This is a genomic window from Litoreibacter albidus, assembly GCF_900107015.1.
GTDB classification, from domain to species: Bacteria; Pseudomonadota; Alphaproteobacteria; order Rhodobacterales; family Rhodobacteraceae; genus Litoreibacter; species Litoreibacter albidus.
Genome location: NZ_FNOI01000002.1, coordinates 102365 through 118817, shown reverse-complemented (window position 1 = coordinate 118817; position 16453 = coordinate 102365). Strand labels below are relative to the sequence as shown.

The window sequence follows — 16453 nt, the reverse complement described above, 5'->3', positions numbered from 1 at the left end:
AGGTTGACGCAACTTGGACGCACTTTCTGTCGACCTAATAAGAGGTGGAAAAGCCCGTGATCAGTTGGCGAAGCCCCAATGCGGCACCTGCAAAAATCGCGGCAAATGTCACAGGCGCGCTGAAGGCCAACACGGAAAATGCCGATATGCCTTGCCCAATCGTGCAACCAACGGCCAGCACTGCGCCGAACCCCATGAGGGTCGCACCTAAGAACTGCCTCTTTAGTTCGCGCGGGTCTTCGCAGGCTTCCCAGCGAAAATGCCCCTTGATGAGACTGCCACTGAACGCGCCAACCAGCACACCGAAGACGGAGCCAACGCCGAAAGACAAGCCACCACCGCTGGCAGTCATCAAGAAGATGAGCGTTTCTCCCAGCGGGACGGTATAGGTGTGGCTGTGGACTGTCGTCGCGCTGAAGCCGGTATTGGCGACCCACTGCGTACCAGCCCAACCGCTGACGATTGCGAGGCCGACAGAGCAGCCCCATATGAGCGCGTTCTTGTCACGACGAAGCTGCTTTGAGCTGAATGCCGCGACACCAATGCACGCCGCGATTGCCATTCCTATGATGGAAACGGGTGCGCCGACGATGGCCGCCGCAAGGTCCGCATACCCCAGATAGGATGTCGGAAGCGTCGTGCTCTCGACGAATGCCTCCCTCATGGCGGCCAGCGGCCCCGATAGCATGACGTAGGCCGCAACCCCCATGACGAGGACGATGACGAAGGATCGCAAGTCCCCGCCCCCAAACCTCGCCAAGGCCCCAAAGCCGCAATTTCCTGCGAGCGACATGCCATAGCCGAAGAGGAGCCCGCCCAATATGCTGGCGGGCGGCGACCATGCGGTTTGCTGATATGTGGTCTGAGAGAGGTCCAAGTGACCCGCAGCAACCAATGCAAAACTGCCGAAGGTTGCCACGGCGATGGCCAGCGCCCACATGCGCAGCCTGACGGAGCTACCTTGGTACAAGAAGTCCTCAATCGCGCCCAGCGTGCAAAACCTGCCAAGACGGGCGGCAAGCCCAAGCACAGCACCACCGGCGAACCCGATGATGGTCAAAGCCCAAACGTCTGGCAGGTTGTCTAGCAACGGTTGCACCTCGTGCGTTCCCCGACGACGTAGAGTCGTGTCGGGTTTACTTGTCTTGGCAGAATAGGTCGTAGACCACGTCGAGTATTTTGATGGCACGTCTATCCGTCAAGCTATAGTAGATCGCCTTGCCTTCACGACGCGGCGACACCAAACCTTCTGTGCGCAACCGGGCAAGCTGTTGGGAGACAGCAGCTTGACGCGCGGAGAGTAGCTCTTCCAGCTCGGTCACGGTTTTTTCACCTGTCGCAAGGTGGCACAGGATCATCAGGCGACCTTCGTGACTGATAGTTTTCAGAAAGTTGGAGGCATTGCAGGCGCTCTCCATCATTCGCTCAATGTCAGCGTCTGACATGTCTTTGGTAATGACGGGCAGGTTCATAGGGTCATCGATATCCAATAAAGTGTACATCTTTTACCCGCCGAGGCGCGTCTTTGGCAATCCGCACGTTCCTTGCAACGCCTGATCATGGCTCTAGCCCAGTTGCTTCAGGGTGGGCGTCCAGCATCTTACCTAGCAAAAACCAAAAGAACTCGTCTCCGGCATAGCCTTCGAGGCGCGCCAACTCCTTGTCTTCGTGAACAAGAACGAAGGTGGGGGTGAAGACTGGCTTCGTAGTGAATTCGATGTCTTCGGGTAGATCGCGCAAGTCTACGCGACGCAGAGGCGCGCGCTGGCCTTCGGACGTTTTTGGGTAAACGGCAGAGATCTCTTTGTTCCACTGGGCGCACCAGTGACAGCCGTCTTGCTCCACCATAACCAGGTTGGCGGCCAAAGCAGGAAAGGTAAGCCCACAAAGGAGCAAAACGCCCATAAGGCCGGATCGTAGAGCAAACATTTCAGTTCCAGTTGACCACTTGCTAAAACATATAATAACTTGAATATGTATCACGTGCAACTGCGAGAAGGCCCGCGATGTTTGATGTCACTATCCTTGGCGCATTAGCCGGCGGCTTGATCGTCTTCTTCTCGCCCTGTGTCCTGCCAATTGTTCCTTTCTACCTGAGCTACATGGCAGGCGCGTCGATGTCGGAGATAAGCGCAGAGGGCGAGATGGCACCCGGCGTGCGCAAGCGTGCTTTCTTCGCGTCCATCATGTTTTCGCTCGGAATCATCACGGTCTTCGTTCTGCTTGGCGCGGCGGCCTACGGGCTTAGCCAGACGTTTCGTAGCATGCAAACCGAGTTCAGGCTTTTCGCCGCAACTGTGGTTTTGATCATGGGGCTGCACTTCTTAGGGGTGTTGCGTATCGGGTTCCTTAACCGCGTATTCCAGATGGATGCGGGCGACACCAAGAACATGTCGGTATTGGGCGCGTATGTCGTGGGCTTCGCGTTTGCAGCAGGGTGGACGCCTTGCGTGGGTGGGGTGCTTACCGCAGTTGTGTTCACGGCCAGCACCGAGTCGACCGCGTTGGAGGGGTTGGTCTTACTGCTGGTGTTCGGTGTTGCAATGACCGCACCGTTTGTGGTCGCATCACTGTTTATCGGTCCGTTCTTGCGGTTCGCGTCACGGTTCAGGCAACACCTGCCAAAAGTTGAAAAAGCCATGGGCGTGTTAATGATCCTCTTTGCGATGCTGATCGCCACGGACAGTGTGAACCGCATCGCAGCTTGGATGATCAATACGTTCCCCGTGTTTCAGAACATCTAGAGAGGAGACAACCCGATGAAGTTGATTTGGATGACGTTCTTGGGGCTTCTGTTCGCGCCCGTGCTTGCGGCGGCGGAGCTTGGCGATGATGGGCTGCACAAAGCGGACTGGATGCGCGATACCTTCAAAGACCTGCGCGAAGACCTTGGCGATGCGAATGCTGAGGGCAAACGGCTGGCAGTCTTCATGGAGCAGCGCGGCTGCATCTACTGCACGAAGATGCATGAGGAGGTGTTTTCACGTGCCGAGGTCTCCGACTATATCCGCGATAACTTCTTTGTGGTGCAGTTAAACCTGCATGGCGACACAGAGGTGATCGACTTTGACGGAGAGGTGCTGACCGAAAAAGCCGCCGCGCGGAAGTGGGGTTTACTGTTCACACCGTCGATTCTGTTCATGCCCGAGGATGTGCCCGAGGATAAAACCGCGCAGTCTGCGGCGGTGGCTATGATGCCGGGGGCGTTCGGTGTTGGGACAACATTGGACATGTTCACCTGGGTCAATGAAAAGCGCTATGAGCTTGATTCAGAAGAAGACTTTCAACGCTACCACGCGCGCAGGATTCAAGAGAGACAGAACGGATCCACGGACTGAAAAAGTCGAAAAAGGGTAGAGGTATATTCACAAATGGGAATTTACGCTTGCTCGTTCACGAAGGCGTGTTCTATGGTATATAAAAAATTGAATGTGTTACGGGAGGACGCATGAGAATTTCCATTCTTACAACGATAGCCGTTGCCGCATCGGCCACCGCCTTGGTGGCGGCCGAAATCGCACCAACCGCTGTCAGCTACGAAGACGGCACAGTGGCGCAATCGCTTTCGGGTGTTGCCGGTGATGCGGCCAGTGGTCGCGAGATCGTTGGTAACAAAAGCCTAGGCAACTGCGTCGCATGTCATCAGGTGTCTGACTTGGCAGATGTGCCGTTCCAAGGTGAGATCGGGCCACCCCTTGACGGTGCCGCTGATCGTTGGTCCGAGGCAGAGCTTCGGGGCATCGTTGCGAACGCGAAGATTATGTTCGAGGACACGATGATGCCTGCGTTCTACAAAACCGAAGGGTTTATCCGTCCCGGTAATGCCTACACTGGCAAAGCCGCCGACGACACGTTCGGCCCGCTTCTGTCTGCACAGCAGATCGAAGACGTTGTGGCATATCTTTCCACTCTTAAAGAATGATCGGTCCCCTCTTAGGGGACCAAGCTCAGGAGCTTACGCAATGAAACTTACAAGACGAAACGCCATGGTTATGGGGGGCAGTGCTTTTATCGCCGCGGGATTGCCGTTGCGCGCCTTCGCGACTTTGGCAGACGATGCCATCGCAGCTTTTACAGGCGGCGCGGAAATGGGCGATGCGGGGATTACCTTGACGGCGCCGGAGATTGCAGAGAACGGCAATACAGTTCCTGTTGAAGTGTCTGCGCCAGGTGCAACCGAAATCATGGTGCTTGCCACTGGCAACCCGACGCCGGCGGTCGCGACCTTCAAGTTTGGCGTATTGGCTGCGTCCCAAACAGCATCGACCCGCATCCGTCTCGCAGGCACGCAGGACGTAGTCGCGATTGCGAAGATGGCCGACGGTTCCTTCGCAAAAGCATCCAGCATGGTCAAAGTCACAATCGGCGGCTGCGGCGGCTAAGGTATCTCAAGGAGAATTCGAAAATGGCAAAAGGTGTAAAGCCCCGCGTCAAGGTGCCTAAAAAGGCAGCTGCTGGCGACACAATCACGATCAAGACGCTGATCAGCCACAAGATGGAATCTGGCCAGCGCAAAGACGACGACGGCAACGTCATCCCGCGCTCGATCATCAACCGGTTCACATGCGACTTCAACGGCGAGAATGTTGTTGATGTGACGCTTGAGCCAGCGATCTCAACAAACCCCTACTTGGAGTTTGAAGCGAAAGTTCCGGAAGCCGGCGAGTTCAAGTTCACTTGGTACGACGACGACGGATCCGTCTACGAAGAGAGCAAGAAAATTGCCATCGAGTGACCGCTAAACAATCCGGGAGGGATGACTATGACCATACTTAAGGGAGCGCTTGGCGCCTTTATCTTAGCGGGAACCGTGGCGGCTGGCGCCATGGCCGACCCAGTGGATGATACGCTGACAATCAACGACGAGATGACGCTTGTCACCCGCACTGCTGCACCCGACCACGTGTCGGACGTTCTGGACGAAGTCATGTCCGGCTGGCTGTTCCGCGGCACTGAAACCCGCGCAATGCAAGCCGATGATTTCGATAACCCGGGCATGATTTTTGTGGAGCAGGCGGAGGACGTCTGGAACACGGCAGATGGGTCCGAGGGCAAATCTTGCGCAGACTGTCATGGTGCTTCGTCTGACATGGCCGAGGTTCGCCCGACGTTCCCCAAGTGGAACGACGCCGCGGAAAAGGTGTTCACGATGGAGATGCAGATCAACGACTGCCGTGAAAACCGTATGGGTGCTGAAAAGTGGAAGTACACGGGCGGCGACATGGTCAATATGACAGCGCTTCTGGCTTCTGTGTCGCGTGGCCTTCCGGTCAATGTTGCGATTGACGGCCCGGCCCAATCGACGTGGGAGGAGGGCAAAGAACTCTATTACACACGCACTGGTCAGTTGGAACTGTCCTGCGCGAATTGCCACGAAGACAGCTACGGCAAGATGATCCGCGCGGACCATTTGAGCCAAGGCCAGATCAACGGCTTCCCTACATATCGCTTGAAAAACACTAAGCTGAACTCGGCTCACGCTCGCTTCAAAGGGTGTGTACGCGATACACGCGCTGAAACTTACAACCCAGGTAGCCCCGAGTTTGTAGCACTTGAGTTGTATGTCGCGTCCCGTGGCAATGGTCTGTCGGTCGAAGGCCCGTCCGTCCGCAACTAACTGTCGCTTGAAGGCCCCGCTCCGAAGTACCGGTGTGGGGCTTTTCACCTCTCAAAACATTCAAAAATCCGCATGTATTAAGGCGTAAAGGACCTACCAAATGATCTCACGGCGTGACTTTCTTCAAACCAGCATGGCCGCCAGTGCCATCCTAGGGGCGTCCGGCTATGGCAACTGGGGGCGTTTGGCAGCGCAGCAGTCGCTGACGCAAGATCAGCTGTTGCAGTTTGATACATTTGGCAACGTCTCCTTGATCCACATCACCGATATCCACGCGCAGCTAAAGCCGATCTATTTTCGTGAGCCGTCTATCAATATCGGGGTAGGGGACAATCGCGGGCAGGTGCCGCATGTGACAGGTGCGGATTTCCGCAAGCTCTACGGTGTGGACGATGGGAGCGCGTCTCACTATGCGCTCAGCTCCGGCGACTTTAGTGCTTTGGCGCAAGGCTACGGCCGCGTCGGCGGCCTGGACCGCGTTGCGACGGTGATTAACCAGATCCGTTCTGAACGCCCCGATGCGTTGCTGCTGGATGGTGGTGACACGTGGCATGGGTCTTACACGTGCTTCCAAACCGAAGGCCAAGACATGGTCAACGTGATGAATGCGTTGAAGCCGGATGCAATGACCTTCCACTGGGAGTTCACACTTGGCTCAGACCGTGTGAACGAGATCGTCGAGGGCCTACCGTTCGCGGCACTTGGGCAGAACATCTTCGACGCCGAATGGGACGAACCAGCAGAGCTGTTCCCGCCCTACAAGTTCTTTGAGCGCGGCGGTACCAAGATCGCAGTGATCGGTCAGGCCTTCCCTTACATGCCCATCGCCAACCCGGGCTGGATGTTCCCGGAGTATGCCTTCGGCATTCGTGACGAGAACATGCAAGCCATGGTTGATGAAGTGCGCGCAGCCGGTGCCGATTTGGTGGTCTGCCTCAGCCATAATGGCTTTGACGTGGACAAGAAGATGGCGGGCAAGGTCACTGGCATTGACGTGATTTTGTCTGGGCACACCCACGATGCGCTGCCTGAACCAGTACTGGTCGGCGAGACGATAATCGTGGCCTCCGGTTCCAACGGGAAGTTCGTGTCACGGGTCGACTTGGATGTTCGCGATGGTCGCATGATGGGCTTCCGCCACAAACTGATCCCGATCCTCTCTGACGTGATTACGCCGGATGCTGAGGTTGCGGCACTTATCGACGAGCAACGCGCGCCCTACGAGGACGCGCTGTCAGAGGTGATCGGTCAGACTGAATCGTTGCTCTACCGCCGTGGCAACTTCAACGGCACGTGGGATGATGTGATTTGTGACGCGCTTATCTCGGAGCGCGAAGCGGACATCGCGCTTAGCCCCGGCGTCCGGTGGGGGCCGTCTTTGTTGCCAGGTCAGGATATCACGCGCGAAGACATCTGGAACGTCACTTCTATGACCTACGGGGCTGCCTACCGATCCGAGATGACAGGTGAATTCCTGCATGTGGTTTTGGAAGATGTGGCGGACAACCTGTTTAACCCTGACCCCTATTATCAGCAAGGCGGCGACATGGTGCGCACTGGTGGCCTTGGCTACCGCATCGACGTTACCAAGCCGCAAGGCGCACGGATCACAGAAATGACGCTGCTGAAAACCGGCGAGAAAATCGACGCCGACAGAACGTATCAGGTGGCGGGCTGGGCCTCGGTTAACGAGGGCACCGAAGGACCGCAAATCTGGGATGTCGTGGAAAACCATATCCGCAAACAGGGCACCGTAACAGTGGACCCGAATAACAGCGTGAAGGTTGTTGGCGCGTAAGCGCCTTCGGGAGAAAGGCAACAGGATGACAGATAACACGACCGGAAAATCCCGCCGCGCCTTCTTGAAAGGCGCTGCAATGACAGGTGTTGGTTTGGCCGCAGGGCAGGCCAACGCCGCCTCCCCCGACCCATTGATCACAGAGGTCCAGCCGTGGGCATCCGGGCTAGGGGACGGCGTAGACGCAGCGCCATATGGCATGCCCATTGAGTACGAAGACGACGTTGTTCGTCGTAACGTGGAGTGGCTGACAGCGGACACCATCAGCTCTATCAATTTCACGCCTATCCATGCGCTGGACGGCACGATCACACCGCAAGGTTGCGCGTTTGAGCGTCACCACTCCGGTGCGATTGAGCTGAAGAAGGAAGACTACCGCCTGATGATCAACGGCATGGTGGATCAGCCGCTGGTGTTTACCTACGCGGATCTTGAGCGCTTCCCGCGTGAGAACCACGTCTATTTTTGTGAATGTGCGGCGAACACCGGTATGGAATGGGCGGGCGCACAGCTGAACGGCGCGCAGTTTACCCACGGTATGATCCATAACATGGAGTACACCGGCGTGCCGCTGCGCACGTTGTTGGAAGAGGCCGGATACGACACTGCTGGCAAATGGGTCTATGTGGAGGGCGCCGATGCGTCATCCAACGGGCGCTCCATCCCGATGGAGAAGGCGCTGGACGATGTGCTGGTCGCCTTCAAAGCCAACGGTGAGGCATTGCGCAAGGAACACGGCTACCCCGTGCGGCTTGTCGTGCCCGGTTGGGAAGGCAACATGTGGGTCAAATGGATCCGCCGGATTGAAGTTGCAAACGCGCCAGTGGAAAGCCGCGAAGAGACATCGAAATATACAGACGTTCTGGCGAACGGCGTTGCGCGGAAATGGACGTGGGAAATGGATGCGAAGTCTGTCGTGACCTCGCCCAGTCCGCAAGCGCCGATTAGCCATGGCAAAGGACCGCTTGTTATCTCGGGGCTTGCGTGGTCGGGGCGCGGTGCGATCAAGCGCGTGGATGTATCAGTTGACGGGGGCAAGACGTGGCAAACAGCCCGCCTCGCCAAGCCGGGCGAGAAGATGGCGCTGACGCGGTTCTACCTCGACACAGAGTGGAACGGCGAGGAGATGCTTCTTCAGTCTCGGGCTATGGATGAAACCGGTTACGTCCAACCTACTAAGGCGCAACTTAGAGAAGTGCGCGGGTTGAACTCGATCTATCACAACAACTGCATCCAGACGTGGCTGGTCCGCGCGAATGGGGAGGCTGAAAATGTCGAAGTTTCTTAAGGCTGCGGCGGCGCTTGCCGTTGTCTCAACGCCTGTAATGGCTGACACATTCGGCATTGGCCGCGCAGCACTCCCAGAAGAAATCGCCGCATGGGACAAGGATGTGCGGCCTGACGGCACTGGGTTGCCAGTGGGTTCTGGCGATGTGCTAACAGGCGAGGAAGTGTTCGCGGATCAATGTGCCGTGTGTCACGGCGACTTCGCGGAAGGCGTGGGTAACTGGCCAAAACTGGCGGGCGGCGCGGACACCTTGGCCGACGATGATCCGTTGAAAACGGTCGGCAGCTACTGGCCCTATCTGTCCACAACGTGGGATTATGTGAACCGCTCCATGCCCTTCGGCAACGCGCAATCTTTGTCGCCGGATGAGGTCTACGCGATTGTGGCCTACATATTGTATTCGAACGACTTGGTGGACGACGAATTCGTCTTGTCGAACGAGACATTCTCCGAGGTTACTCTCCCCAATCACGACGGCTTCATCCTTGATGACCGACTGGAGACTGAACACTCCAAATGGGTGGGCGAGCCTTGCATGGAAAACTGCAAGGACGAGGTGGAGGTGACCATGCGTGCGATGGTCCTCGACGTGACACCAGAGGAGGATGAGCCAGAGCCAGAAGACGCGCTTGAGGAGGTTGAGGCCCCGATTGCTGAGGTTGCAACGCTCGACCCCGAATTGGTGGCCGCTGGCGAGAAGGTCTTCAAGAAATGCAAAGCATGCCATCAGGTTGGCGAGGGCGCAAAGAACAAGACGGGGCCGATTTTGAACGGTATTGTCGGTCAGGCGGCAGGGGGCGTCGAGGGCTTCAAATATTCAAAGGCTCTTCAAGCGAAAGCCGATGAAGGGCTGGTCTGGACCGAAGATACGTTGGCCGCGTTTTTGGCGAAACCGAAGGCCTTCATGAAAGGCACGAAGATGAGCTTTTCAGGCTTGAGGAAAGAGAAAGACCTTGCCGCGATCACGGCCTATCTGGCCAGCGTGGACGACTAGGTATGCGGGCCGCGTCAACTGCATCTCTCGTTGCAGCCGCATGGCTTGCGGCAGGGGCGGTTGGTGCGGCCGAAGGTGGTGATGCATCGGTCTTTGCGCGATGTGCTGGATGCCACGAGGTGGGTCCAGCGGCGAAGGATCGTATCGGCCCACATCTGAATGGCCTATTCGGACGCCGCGCAGGTGCGCACGCAGGTTTCGCATACTCTGAGTCGATGCAACGTGCTGGCAATGACGGCTTGATATGGACGGCAGCAACGCTCGACGCTTACATAGAAAATCCCCGTGCGCTTGTCTCCAAAACGCGGATGAGTTTTCGCGGATTGGCGTCGGCGCAAGACCGTGCCGACTTGCTCGCTTATCTGCGTAGATTTTCGGATGATCCGTCCGATTTGCCAGAGGCGGAGCCCACGGCGCGGGGGGTGGATCATGACATAGACCCGTCAATTCTGGCGCTGAGAGGCGATCCGGAGTACGGTGAATACCTATCGGCTGAATGCGTGACCTGCCACCGTGTCGACGGTGGCGACACTGGGATCCCGTCGATCACAAGGTGGCCGACTGAGGATTTCGTCGTCGCTATGCAGGCGTATAAACGTGCACTGCGCCCCCATCCGGTGATGCAGATGTTGGCAGGGCGGCTGTCAGACGAAGAAATCGCGGCGCTAGCCGCGTATTTCCACGAGATTAAGTAATCGCGCTAATATCTGGGAGGATTTAAGATGAAACTGAACAGACGAACATTCATCGGGGCGAGTGCCGCGGCCGCGGCGTCCCTACACGCACCGACGGTCTTGGCGGAGGGGCACGGCAAGCCGCGCGTTGTGGTAATCGGCGGCGGCGCGGGCGGTGCGACTGCAGCACGGTATCTTGCGAAAGACAGTCAGGGCCAGTTGGATGTCACATTGGTGGAGCCTTCGCGGACCTACGTCAGTTGTTTCTTCTCCAACCTCTATTTGGGGGGCTTCAAAGACATCGAGGACATTAGCCACACTTACGGCACTCTGGCCGCGAAGTATGGCATCAATGTTGTGCATGATTGGGCGGTTGATGTGGATCGTGAGAGCAAGGTCGTGACGCTCGCCGGAGGGGCGCGGCTGCCTTATGATAAACTGATCCTTAGCCCAGGAATTGATTTTGTGGAGGACGCTGTGGACGGCTGGAGCATTGCTTCTCAGAATGCCATGCCACATGCGTATAAGGGCGGATCACAGACCGAGCTTTTGAAGGCACAGGTTATGGCGATGCCAGAAGGCGGGACATTTGCAATGGTCGCGCCGCCTAATCCCTATCGCTGTCCGCCCGGGCCATACGAGCGGGTCTCGATGGTGGCGCATGTTCTGAAAACAACCAACCCGACTGCCAAGATCATCGTGGCCGACCCGAAAGAAAAGTTTTCCAAACAGGCCTTGTTCGAGGAAGGCTGGGGCAAGCATTACAGTGGCATGATCGACTGGATCGGTGCCGACTTTGGCGGCGGTGTCGTATCGGTCGACCCCTCCGCGATGACGCTGACCATTGATGGGGAAGAAACCAAGGTCGACGTGTGCAACGTAATCCCCGCAATGAAAGCAGGGCGCATCGCGGAACTCGCAGGGGTGACCGACGGAAATTGGGCACCAGTAAACGCCGCCGACATGAGCACCAAAGCAGACGATGACGTTTACGTTTTGGGGGATGCAAGCCGACAGGGTGATATGCCGAAATCAGGGTTTTCCGCTAACGCCCAAGCCAAGGTATGTGCGAATGCGGTACGCGGCGCATTGACGGGGTCCAAGGTGTTTCCCGCGAAATTTAGTAACACCTGTTGGTCTCTTATCGCCAAGGACGACGGCGTGAAGGTGGGTGCTACCTATGAGGCCACCGAGGAGAAAATTGCGAAGGTAGACGGGTTCATCTCCGCAACCGGTGAGGATCGCGCTCTTCGTAAAACAACGTATGAGGAGTCCGAAGGTTGGTACGCGGGTATGACCACGGACATGTTCGGATAGAGAGTGGTCGGGGCATGATCTATATCAATGTCCCGACCAATTGATTGTGGTTCGATGGGACCAGCGACAGGAGGACTTCAAGTGAAGAACATAGCATTTGCGGGGGCACTGGCCCTATGCACCGCGCCGGCGATTGCCGACGATCATGCGGTCACCTACCCATTCGAGGGGGATTTCGGAGACGCAACTTTTGCAGTGGAAAGCGCTATCGTTGGGCGTGGGTTGGTCATCGACTGGGTTAGCCATACGGGCGACATGCTGGCGCGCACAGCAAAAGACGTCGGCAGTGATGTGACACTTTTTGACGGCGCGGACATCTTCCAGTTTTGCTCCGCACAGCTGTCGCGGAAGGTCATGGAAGCGGACCCGATGAACATCGCATTTTGCCCATATGGCATCTTTGTTACGGACCGCGCGGGCGAAGTCACAATTGGCTACAAAACCTTCCCCGAGGGACCGATGCAGGAAGTTCAGGCTTTGCTGGACGATATCGTACAAGAGGCGTTGCAGTAACAATGAACTACGAAGACTTCTTCTCCGCCAGCTTGGACCAGTTGCGCGATGACGGGAACTACCGTGTTTTTGCAGAGCTGGAGCGTCAATGCGGTGACTTCCCCCACGCACGAGCGCATGGCAATGGCGATACCGCGCCTGTGACCATTTGGTGCTCCAATGACTATCTTGGCATGGGGCAGCACCCGTCGGTCCTCTCGGCGATGCATAACGCGCTGGACCGCTGCGGTGCGGGCGCCGGAGGCACGCGCAATATTTCGGGCACCACCCACGACCACGTGCAACTGGAAGCAGAGCTGGCGGATCTACACGGCAAAGAAGATGCGTTGTTGTTCACGTCTGGCTATGTCTCCAACTGGGCTGCGCTAGGGACATTGGCGGGCAAAATTCCGGGCTGTGTTGTGTTGTCGGACGCGCTTAATCACGCGTCGATGATTGAGGGCATTCGTCACTCCAAAGCCGCGCGTATGATCTGGAAGCACAATGATCTTGTTGACTTGGAAGCCAAGCTGGCATCCCTCCCGTTGAACCAGCCGAAATTGATCGCGTTCGAGAGTGTCTATTCAATGGACGGTGATATCGCCCCTATCAAGGAAATCTGTGACCTCGCGGATAAGTACAACGCGATGACCTACCTTGATGAGGTTCACGCCGTTGGCCTTTATGGGCCGCGCGGGGGCGGCATTGCGGAACGCGAAGGACTAATGGACCGGATCACCGTGATCGAAGGGACGCTGGGCAAAGCATTTGGCGTCGTTGGAGGCTATATCGCCGCGTCGACGGACTTGTGCGATTTTGTGCGCAGCTTTGCGAGCGGTTTCATATTCACCACAGCGCTACCGCCAGCTGTTGCCGCGGGGGCCGCAGCTTCCGTCCGGCACCTCAAGGCGTCCACCACTGAACGCGGCGAACACCAAGCGCGTGTCGCTGACGTACGCGCACGTCTGGATGCCGTGGGCATCCCGCATGTCGAGAACCCGAGCCACATCATACCCGTCATGGTCGGCGATCCGGTGAAGTGCAAATACATCTCGGATCTGCTGTTGTGTGACTACGGAATTTACATTCAGCCAATCAACTATCCAACTGTCCCCAAGGGTACGGAACGGTTGCGGATCACGCCGTCGCCTGCGCACAGCGAAGCCGACGTCGATTGCTTGGTTGGTGCGTTAGAGGCCCTATGGGCCCAATGTGAACTGGCCCGTATGCCAATGGCGGCACAGTAGAGGTAAGCGAAGACGTAAGCTCCGCTGTGCGCGATCAAAGTAAGGGTGGCCCCAATGCTAGAGAGTTTGATCGACAGCTACGGTGATGGTGGCGTCCTCATGATGGCGGGGGCGTTGGTCGGTTTGATTTTCGGGGCATCGGCGCAGCATTCCCGCTTCTGTCTCAGGGCTGCCAGCATAGAGCTGTCGGAGGGCGGCTTCGGGCCGCGCATCGCGATTTGGTTTATCGCTTTCAGTGCGGGTGTTCTGCTGGTGCAAGTCAGCATCATTGCGGGTTTTCTCGACGTATCGCAGGCCCGACCCTTGGCCGCGACCGGTAGCATGTCTGGCGCTGTTATCGGCGGGCTAATGTTTGGCTGCGGCATGATCCTTGCGCGCGGCTGCGCAAGTAGGTTGCTGGTCCTTTCGGCCACTGGAAACCTGCGTGCGATCGTGACGGGGCTTGTCCTGACGCTCGTCGCCCAAGCGTCGTTACGCGGCGTGCTGTCGCCTCTCAGGGAAGGGGTGGCGTCGCTTTGGCTGGTCTCTGGGGGGGATGGGCGGAGCCTTCTTAACCAGCTTGGCGTGTCCTCGGTGACAGCGTCCGTGATGGCGGCCGTGGCGTTAGGCTTGGCATTCCTATTGGCCTTCCGCTCCCGCGTTCGGTTGAGCCATGCCTTAGCCGCAGGCTTGGTGGGGGGCGCTGTCGGGCTTGGCTGGTTGTTGACTTACAACATCGCGCAGACATCGTTTGACGTCGTCCCGATCTCGTCAGTGACGTTCACCGGACCTTCGACCGACACATTGATGGGATTGGTCAATAGCCCCAATCTGCCGCTTGGGTTTGGCGTGGGATTGGTTCCGGGGGTGTTTTTAGGCGCGATGGCGATGGCGCTGCTGACCCGAGAGGCCCGCATCGAACGGTTTGGACCAGACACTCCAATGGAGCGTTACCTTTTAGGAGCGGCGTTCATGGGGTTCGGTAGCATGTTGGCAGGTGGCTGCGCGGTGGGCGCAGGCATGTCTGGCGGGGCCATTTTCGCCACCACTGCGTGGGTCGCAGTGTTCTGCATGTGGATCGGGGCGATGGCGACCCACCTATTAATGGGGCGCCTATCTGTGCAAACAGCCTCGGTGGTCTAAGACCTGTTATTCAAACTCCATTTGCTCGAACACACGACCAGCGTTCTTCGTCGCCAGTTCTTCAAACGTATCCAGATTGGTGTAGGGGGACTGATCGACGTAGTAAGCTTCGGCGAGGCCGCCGCCTTCCTCTAGCAACTCACCGATTTTGCCGCGAAGGTACTCCAGATAGCCTTTTGTGTAGCGGCGCACCTGATCCATGTTGGTGGGGTGCCCATGCCCAGGGATCACGTAGGTCGCCTCTAGTGTCTCGAACTCGGTGTCCCAAGTCTCCAGCCAGTCGGCGGTGTAGGTGTGCTCAAAAATCGGCAGCATCCGTTCATGAAACGCCATGTCGCCCGCGATGACCAAGCTCTGCTCTGGTAGCCAAACGACGATGTCGCCGGGGCTATGTGCTGGACCAAGGTAGCGGGCTTCGATGTGGAAATCGCCCATGTCGACGATGTATTCGTCCTCGAATGTCACGGTAGGGCCTTGCACCTTCGTGCCCTCGGCCTTGTCGCGGTTGTACTTTTTCATGCCTTCTAGGAGTGATGTCCCGCGCTCCTCAACCTCATGCGCCGCATCTTGATGCGCGACAACTGGGATGCCCTGTTCTGCCCAGTAGTTATTGCCCAAGACGGCGTGGCCTTGGCCGTTCTCGTTGAAGACTAACTTTACCGGTTGATCGGTGATGGCACGAATTTCGTCGTGCAGGGCTTTGGCGAGGCCGTACGCTGCGCCACCGTTCACTACAATGACGCCGTCGCCGGTGACAATAAAGCTGAGGTTATTGTTGTGGCCGGAGTTCTCATAGGTCGGCGGCGCCGTAGCCCCGATGGCGGAAAACACACCCGGGATGACTTCCACAGGTTTGTCGTAGAGCAGGGAGTTCGGGTACTTGTCCGCGATGTCCTCGCTGCCGTGTGCTGCGCCAGCAAAGATAAGTGCGGCACATAGAGACGTCCTGTTCACTGTATTTCCTCCGATACGAATTGGTACTCATCGCCCCTCTTCTCGACCCGACCGATGCCGCCGTCGGGTAAATGGAAACCAAGCAACGGCGTCTTGTCGTGCGACAACATATCGAGCAGACGTGCCCGCGTAATTGCCGCGAGGTCCGGATCTTGGTCGGAGCCGCTCGCCCATTTGGGCCGCGCGAAGGCGATGTGGTGGTTGCCAATCGCATCACCGCCGATCAGCAGCGCGTCGCTGCCGGATCTGACCTCGAACGACATATGGCCGGGGGTGTGGCCGAAGGTTGCGTGGGCCATGATGCCTGGAAGCACCTCTGCACCATCCTTAAAGAACGTCATGCGGTCTGCCACAGCGTCCAGTCTGCGCGCGGCACCCACGGCGAACGACGCGCGGGTGTCACCAATGGTGTTCACGGTGTTTGGGTCCGTCCAGTAATCCCATTCAACTTGGCCGATCATATGCTCTGCTTCGGTGAAAACGGGATCATCGAAATCGTCGAGGACGCCCCACAGGTGATCAGGGTGGCCATGTGTGAAGACCACGTGAGTCACATCATCGGGCGCTATACCAATTGCGTCCAAGCTGTCGACTAATGTACCCGCAGTCGGCATGAAGCCGTCGCCAGACCCCGCATCGAACAGGATGACGCGGCCTTCGTGTCGCACCAGTGTGACGTTACAAGGTGGCTCTACTTGAGTTTTCGACATGTTCAGCGGCGCTAGGATTTTATCGACCTCTGCGACGGGGCGGCCCTCAAAGAACATGGCTCCGGGTAACACCAAATTGCCATCGCTGACGCTGTCGACCTGAAAATCCCCGATGGATGCCGTTGTCGCGGCCAGTGTCGGCTTAGGTAGCCCCAACAAGGCGGTGCCCGCCATGCCAGTCAGCAGGCGTCTGCGATCAATATTCATAGCGTCCCCTCACATCTATTCTGTTTTTTGAAT

At 57.5% G+C, this 16453-nt stretch carries 19 protein-coding genes; 14 read left to right on the top strand and 5 right to left on the bottom strand.

The genetic code is table 11. The features are described 5' to 3' along the window. Positions 1–34: 34 nt before the first annotated feature. From BLW66_RS05570 to BLW66_RS05560, 3 genes are read right to left on the bottom strand one after another with little or no spacing between them, the layout of a single operon-like run. Entirely contained in the window at positions 35–1090 is a 1056-nt protein-coding gene (locus BLW66_RS05570; RefSeq protein ID WP_089946694.1) for a YeeE/YedE family protein, read from the bottom strand. Positions 1091–1136: 46 nt separating this feature from the next. Further along, entirely contained in the window at positions 1137–1502 is a 366-nt protein-coding gene (locus tag BLW66_RS05565; RefSeq protein WP_244508561.1) for an ArsR/SmtB family transcription factor, read from the bottom strand. 55 nt (positions 1503–1557) lie between these two features. Next, complete coding sequence (locus tag BLW66_RS05560) at positions 1558–1929, bottom strand: thioredoxin domain-containing protein (protein ID WP_170833404.1); 372 nt, start codon at positions 1927–1929, stop codon at positions 1558–1560. 77 nt (positions 1930–2006) lie between these two features. Here BLW66_RS05560 and BLW66_RS05555 point away from each other — a divergent pair, with 77 nt between their 5' ends. The 14 genes from BLW66_RS05555 (at position 2007) to BLW66_RS05490 (ending at position 14549) form a co-directional block, all read left to right on the top strand. Then, positions 2007–2744 (top strand): cytochrome c biogenesis CcdA family protein, encoded by a 738-nt coding sequence (locus BLW66_RS05555; RefSeq protein WP_089945929.1) that lies wholly within the window; start codon positions 2007–2009, stop codon positions 2742–2744. Between the two features lie 15 nt (positions 2745–2759). Next, positions 2760–3338 carry a thioredoxin family protein gene (locus BLW66_RS05550; RefSeq protein WP_089945927.1) on the top strand — a complete coding sequence of 193 codons (579 nt, stop codon included), beginning with the start codon at positions 2760–2762 and terminating at the stop codon, positions 3336–3338. A 110-nt stretch (positions 3339–3448) separates the two neighbouring features. Then, entirely contained in the window at positions 3449–3922 is a 474-nt protein-coding gene (gene soxX, locus BLW66_RS05545; protein WP_089945925.1) for a sulfur oxidation c-type cytochrome SoxX, read from the top strand. Between the two features lie 40 nt (positions 3923–3962). Beyond that, positions 3963–4382: a thiosulfate oxidation carrier protein SoxY gene (gene soxY, locus BLW66_RS05540; protein ID WP_089945923.1), complete on the top strand. Its 420-nt coding sequence runs from the start codon at positions 3963–3965 to the stop codon at positions 4380–4382. Between the two features lie 23 nt (positions 4383–4405). Then, positions 4406–4735, top strand: coding sequence for a thiosulfate oxidation carrier complex protein SoxZ (soxZ, locus tag BLW66_RS05535; protein WP_089945921.1), 330 nt, complete (start codon positions 4406–4408; stop codon positions 4733–4735). Between the two features lie 27 nt (positions 4736–4762). Continuing rightward, positions 4763–5617 carry a sulfur oxidation c-type cytochrome SoxA gene (gene soxA, locus BLW66_RS05530; RefSeq protein ID WP_089945919.1) on the top strand — a complete coding sequence of 285 codons (855 nt, stop codon included), beginning with the start codon at positions 4763–4765 and terminating at the stop codon, positions 5615–5617. Between the two features lie 100 nt (positions 5618–5717). Next, the gene (soxB, locus tag BLW66_RS05525; RefSeq protein WP_089945917.1) at positions 5718–7415 is read left to right on the top strand and encodes a thiosulfohydrolase SoxB; all 1698 of its coding nucleotides are present in this window, start codon (positions 5718–5720) and stop codon (positions 7413–7415) included. Between the two features lie 25 nt (positions 7416–7440). Further along, entirely contained in the window at positions 7441–8703 is a 1263-nt protein-coding gene (gene soxC, locus BLW66_RS05520) for a sulfite dehydrogenase (RefSeq protein ID WP_089945915.1), read from the top strand. After that, positions 8687–9697, top strand: a complete 1011-nt coding sequence (locus tag BLW66_RS05515; protein WP_089945914.1) for a c-type cytochrome — start codon at positions 8687–8689, stop codon at positions 9695–9697. Before soxC ends, BLW66_RS05515 begins: the two co-directional genes overlap by 17 nt. A 2-nt stretch (positions 9698–9699) precedes the next feature. Next, positions 9700–10392, top strand: a complete 693-nt coding sequence (locus tag BLW66_RS05510) for a c-type cytochrome (protein ID WP_089945912.1) — start codon at positions 9700–9702, stop codon at positions 10390–10392. Positions 10393–10419: 27 nt separating this feature from the next. After that, entirely contained in the window at positions 10420–11688 is a 1269-nt protein-coding gene (locus tag BLW66_RS05505) for an NAD(P)/FAD-dependent oxidoreductase (protein ID WP_089945910.1), read from the top strand. A gap of 81 nt (positions 11689–11769) precedes the next feature. After that, positions 11770–12201 (top strand): DUF302 domain-containing protein, encoded by a 432-nt coding sequence (locus BLW66_RS05500; RefSeq protein ID WP_089945908.1) that lies wholly within the window; start codon positions 11770–11772, stop codon positions 12199–12201. Between the two features lie 2 nt (positions 12202–12203). Next, entirely contained in the window at positions 12204–13427 is a 1224-nt protein-coding gene (gene hemA / locus BLW66_RS05495; RefSeq protein ID WP_089945906.1) for a 5-aminolevulinate synthase, read from the top strand. Positions 13428–13481: 54 nt separating this feature from the next. Then, complete coding sequence (locus tag BLW66_RS05490; RefSeq protein WP_089945905.1) at positions 13482–14549, top strand: YeeE/YedE family protein; 1068 nt, start codon at positions 13482–13484, stop codon at positions 14547–14549. Positions 14550–14555: 6 nt separating this feature from the next. Here the strand turns inward: BLW66_RS05490 and BLW66_RS05485 are convergent, their stop codons facing one another. Together BLW66_RS05485 and BLW66_RS05480 are read right to left on the bottom strand one after the other, a co-directional pair. Further along, entirely contained in the window at positions 14556–15503 is a 948-nt protein-coding gene (locus BLW66_RS05485) for an MBL fold metallo-hydrolase (protein ID WP_170833403.1), read from the bottom strand. Next, positions 15500–16420 carry an MBL fold metallo-hydrolase gene (locus BLW66_RS05480; protein WP_089945903.1) on the bottom strand — a complete coding sequence of 307 codons (921 nt, stop codon included), beginning with the start codon at positions 16418–16420 and terminating at the stop codon, positions 15500–15502. Before BLW66_RS05480 ends, BLW66_RS05485 begins: the two co-directional genes overlap by 4 nt. Positions 16421–16453: the final 33 nt, after the last annotated feature.